The sequence below is a fragment of the Arthrobacter sp. 2YAF22_2 genome (assembly GCF_052114645.1).
Classification (GTDB): Bacteria; Actinomycetota; Actinomycetes; order Actinomycetales; family Micrococcaceae; genus Arthrobacter.
The window spans coordinates 1-3,663 of record NZ_JBFRFD010000385.1; the positions used below are offsets into that span (position 1 = coordinate 1).

Below are 3,663 nucleotides of genomic sequence, written 5' to 3' on the forward strand. Positions count from 1 at the left end.
CCGTCGTCGTCAGCGTGATGCTGCACCTGCAGACCAGCGCGGACGACACTCCGACGGCGGCCGCGGGGCCATGGCTCGTTGCGGCCTACCTGGTGTGCTCGGCCCTTCCGCTGGTCCTGCTGGCGCCCTGGGCGGGCCGGCTTGCCGACACCCGTGATTCGCGCGCGCTCGCGACGGCGGCCTCCGCAGTCAGCGCGGCGGCCGTGGCCGGCATGGGCCTGGGCCTGYAGTACCTGGACAACTACCTCCCGGTGCTTTTCGCCATGACGTTCCTGCTCGACGCCGCCCAGGCTGTTGCGGGCCCCACCTGGCAGGCACTGCTGCCCCGGATCGTCGGCGAGGAGCGCACGCCGCGGGCGATGGGAACCATGCAGGCCACCATCATGATTGCCGGCATGGCCGGACCGGCCGCGGGCGGCCTGCTCAGCGGCTGGGGCGGCCCGGGGCTGGTGTTCGGCGTCGCGAGCGGCTGCTACCTCGCCATGGGCGTCGGCGCCTTGCTGATCCGCACCCGGCGAGGCACCGCCGCGGAGCGCGACGGCCAGGAGGCACCCGCCCTGCTGGACGGCCTGCGGCTGATCCGGCGGGACAGCCTGGTGTGGGCCCTGGTCCTCGGAGCGTTGTTCTTCATCGTGGTGGGCGAGGCCACCAACGTCCTGGAAGTCTTCCTGGCCCGGGGCGAACTCGGTGCCACCGAGATCCAGTACGGGCTGCTGACGGCGGCCTTCGGACTCGGCATGGCGGCCGGCGCCGCGGCGGCGGCCCGGATCAAGACCCCGCCGGCCCGGCTACGGGTGCTGCTCGCCTCGATGGCGCTGACTTCGGCCTTCTTGGGCGTCATGGCGCTGGTGCCCACGGTGGGGTGGCTCTTCGTGGCCTACACGGCGATGGGGACGGCCTGCGGCGCGTTGAACGCCTGCTTCGGGGCAATCACCATCCTGCGCATCCCCGAAAGTGGGCGCGGTCAGGCGGTGGCGATCATCGGCGGGATGACCCGCGCCGTTTCGATTGGCGCCCTGGCCCTGGGCGGCCTGCTGGGCGCGCTGCTGCCGGTCCGGCTGAGCTTCCTCATCACCGGGGTGGGCGGCGTGCTGGTGGCGCTGGCCGTCGCCGCCTATGTGCTCCCCCGATTTGGCGGCGAAGGCGCCGCGGCCGTTCCAGCGGCGGTGCCGGGACCGGCGTCGTCCGCCTCAGGTCGGGAGCAGGAAGCCGTCGCGCACCAGATTGCCGACCTCGTGCAGGAGACCGTCGCGGAACGCCCCGGCGTCGTAGCCGTCGTACCCGCCCAGCAGGGCCTCAAGGGCTCCGATGATCTGCCCGACGGAGAGCTCGCCGTCGCACGCTGAGACAAATCCGGCCAGCTCGGTGCTCAGCAGGTTGGTGCGGCGCAGCCCGGCGCCCTGGCGCAGCAGGATGACGCCCGGGTGTTCGGCGCCGGGGCGCTGGTGCCGTTCCTCGGTGACATCCTCGGCCACCAGCAGGTGCGCGGCGGCCAGTTCGTGGCCGGCCAGCCAGTCGGCGCGGTCGACGGCGGCGGCCAGGTGCGGGCCGACCGGCTGTTCGATCGGGTAGGTGATCTCCTCAAAGCGGGTAATCACCGGCTGGGCGCCGGCGGCGGGGCGCCGCAGCCAGATCATCCCGAAACCGATGGCTTCCACTTTCCGGTCCGCGAAGTCGGCCAGGTACGCGGCGTAGGACTCCTGGTAGAGCCGCCGGTCACGGGCCTCCGAGGCATCCTGCAGCCAGGTCTCGGCATACTGCTCCGGGCCGACCTGCTCTCGCTGGATGAACCACACGTCGGCGTCCGGACCGGCCCAGCCTTGCGGCCGGTCGGCCCATGCGGCGCCCGCGGGGATCTCCCAGTTGCCCAATAGCTGGGCTGTCCCGCCGGGGGTAAGGACCGAGGGAAGGTCCCGGACCAGGTTGGCGACGATGTCGTCGCCGGGCAGACCGCCGTCGCGGTAGGTGAACTGCTCCGCCGCGCTCTCGCCCGCGCCGCGCGGGGTAATGACGAACGGCGGGTTGGAGACCACCAGGTCGAATTCCTCCCCGGCCACCGGGTCCAGCAGCGAGCCCAGCCGGAGGATCACCCGGCTCTCCGGCTCGGCCGGATCCAGGTGCAGCGCCGCCGCGTTGAGCACCAGGTTGAAGCGCGTGAAGGCCAGTGCCCGCTCGGAGATGTCGGTGGCGGTGACGTGTTCGGCGTGGTGGAGCAGGTGGAAGCTCTGGATGCCGCAGCCGGTGCCGAGGTCCAGCGCGCGGGCAACGTGCCGGCGCGCCGTGACTTGCACCAGGGTGGTGGACGCCTGCCCGATCCCAAGGACGTGGTCGTGGCGCAGCACTCCCGGGCTCTGGTGGGCGGCCAGGTCGCTGGCCACCCAGAGGTCGGCGCCGCCGCTGGCGGCGCCGTCCTCAGCCAGGGTCGGGTCCCAGCCGTAGGGCCGCAGATCAACCTTCGCCTGGATCAAGCCCCCGGCGGCCGGTTCCACGAGTCCCAGCCGGAGCAGCCCCTCCGTGCGGACGCCGGGCAGCGCGGCGTCGAGTGTCCCGGCGTCCTGCGGTTCGGCCAGCAGCCAGAGGCGCACGACGACGGCGAGCGCCGCCGTCGTCGGCTCGCCGTGGGCGGCGGACTCGGTGGCGATCAAGGCGGGGATGAGCTGGTCACGGCCCAGGGCCGCGTGCGCGGCGTCGCCCAGCAGTCCCGCGACGCCGTCGACGGTGTAGTTAAGGGCCGTCAGCTCCGCAGCGAGCGTCCCGAGCAACTCGGGGAGGTCGCTGCGGGGAGCATCGGGGGTGTTGCCGGCGGTGAAAAGCGTTGAGGGGGTCACCGGACAAGTTTAGGCGCGCTCCCATGGCGCCGGCCGCGCCCCCGCCCCAGCTGCGTCACTGCCTCAGAGGTGCTTCTGCGCGTAGGCAGCCAGGGCGTCCCGCACGAAGGCCGCCCCGGCGGCCCCGCCGTAATTCGCGGCAAAGCGCGGATCCGCCACGTACAGCTCGCCGAGACCGGCCACGTAGCCCTTGAGGTTCCCGCTGCCGCCGGCGGCGGCCGGGGTGCCCGGGATGCCCGTGAGCCATTCAACCTGGCGCCGGGCCAGGTCCTGCGCTGCCGGGCTGTCCGGGGCGGTGCCCGCCTCGGCCGCGGCGGTCCAGTCCGCAGCGAGCTGCCGGGAACGCTGCTTCCAGGCCTCCCTTTGAGCGGCATCCTTGCCGCGCCACCACGAGTCGCCCTGCGCATATGCTTCCTTGCCCCAGCGTTGTTCGACCTCGTCCTGATGCCGGGTGTGGTCGAAGCCGTCGAACATTTCTTCCGCCATGATGTCCCTTCCTTCCTTTACTGCCTCGATGGTGCGCTGGACCGAAGCGATCTGCCGGGCCAGCCTGCGCTGCTCCTGCCGCAGCCACTCCAGGTGGCCGGCGAGCGCAGTTTCCGCCTGCCGTTCGTGCGCCAGGACTTCGGCGACGGCGGGYAGACCCAGCCCCAGTTCGCGCAACAGCAGAATCCGCTGCAGCCTGAGCAGCCCGGCCTGGCCGTAGTACCGGTAGCCGTTCTCCCCGGTGCGGCTGGGCTTGAGCAGGCCGACACTGTCGTAATGGCGCAGGGTCCGGCTTGTGGTGCCGGCGATTTTCGCGAGCTGCTGCACGGACCACTCCATTGGCTTTCCT

General features: G+C 72.2%; 2 protein-coding genes and 1 pseudogene. 1 reads left to right on the plus strand and 2 read right to left on the minus strand.

The genetic code is table 11. From position 1 onward, the window contains the following. Positions 1-17: 17 nt before the first annotated feature. Positions 18-1,073: pseudogene (locus tag AB4Y86_RS14445) on the plus strand (MFS transporter); the annotation flags it as partial. A 117-nt stretch (positions 1,074-1,190) separates the two neighbouring features. Here the strand turns inward: AB4Y86_RS14445 and AB4Y86_RS14450 are convergent. Together AB4Y86_RS14450 and AB4Y86_RS14455 are read right to left on the minus strand one after the other, a co-directional pair. After that, complete coding sequence (locus tag AB4Y86_RS14450; RefSeq protein ID WP_441402892.1) at positions 1,191-2,828, minus strand: DUF7059 domain-containing protein; 1,638 nt, start codon at positions 2,826-2,828, stop codon at positions 1,191-1,193. A 63-nt stretch (positions 2,829-2,891) separates the two neighbouring features. Next, the gene (locus tag AB4Y86_RS14455; RefSeq protein WP_441402893.1) at positions 2,892-3,653 is read right to left on the minus strand and encodes a MerR family transcriptional regulator; all 762 of its coding nucleotides are present in this window, start codon (positions 3,651-3,653) and stop codon (positions 2,892-2,894) included. Between the last annotated feature and the right edge of the window lie 10 nt (positions 3,654-3,663).